The following is an 876-nucleotide window of genomic DNA, read 5'->3' as shown; positions in this document are numbered from 1 at the left end:
AGAGTTTATTCTTACAATATCTTTGTTAGATTAGAATCAAACAAGAACAGTTTAATACCAGAGCCATTCAAGGTATCGTATAGTGCTAGGGAAGGAAAAAATAGCGCCCTTTTAGTAGGTGTCAAATTCGCTTTTGCTTAGATGGCAATCGATTCCTTCCAACTGCCATACCTGTCTCAATATTTGCTTGGTAGGAGTAACAGCGAATTATGAATTTTTCGAAACTCATTTACATCAGCTTATTGCTCTCGCTCTTCAGCTCATTTTCCAATGCGATAACTCAAACGAGCATTCGCTACCCTCAGCCAGGCGAAGTATTCACCAAACATCACAGTTACCCAATAGAGCTATTAAAGCTAGCCCTAAGTTATCATTCGGTGCCTCTAACAGTAGAACCCTCGCAGTATTTTATGACACAAGGCCGGGCTATCAAACAGTTGAGCCAAAGCAAGGGTATCGATGTGATGTGGACCATGACTTCCAAAGAACGAGAGTCAGAAGTAAAGCCTATTAGAATCCCTATTTATAAAGGCTTGATTGGCTGGCGCTTGTTCCTGACAACACCCGAGCAGTTGGCAACACGAAAACAAAGCCAAGATTTAAGGGCTTTAAAAAAAGCCACACTCATTCAAGGGCATGACTGGCCCGATACCAACATATTGAGATATAACAATTTTAAGGTACAAACTGGCCCCAGTTACGAAGGCTTATTTCAAGTGTTGTCACTTAATCGGGCGGAACTCTTTCCTCGCTCTATTATCGAGATCTGGGATGAACTAGAAACGCATCAACATCGCAACATTACCCTTGAGCCTCACACGCTACTCAGCTACCCGACCGCTACGTATTTCTTTGTCGCACAAGAAAATACGGCCT

Annotated in this window: 1 protein-coding gene; it reads left to right on the top strand. The window is 42.5% G+C overall.

What is annotated here, in order from left to right:
- Window positions 1-209: 209 nt before the first annotated feature.
- A partial coding sequence (locus A3763_RS01180) for a hypothetical protein (protein ID WP_068759827.1) occupies window positions 210-876 on the top strand: 667 nt, incomplete at its 3' end.

The sequence above is a fragment of the Oleiphilus sp. HI0128 genome (assembly GCF_001635365.1).
The sequence above is the reverse complement of the archived record's forward strand: the minus strand, read 5'-3'. Positions and strand labels throughout refer to the sequence as shown.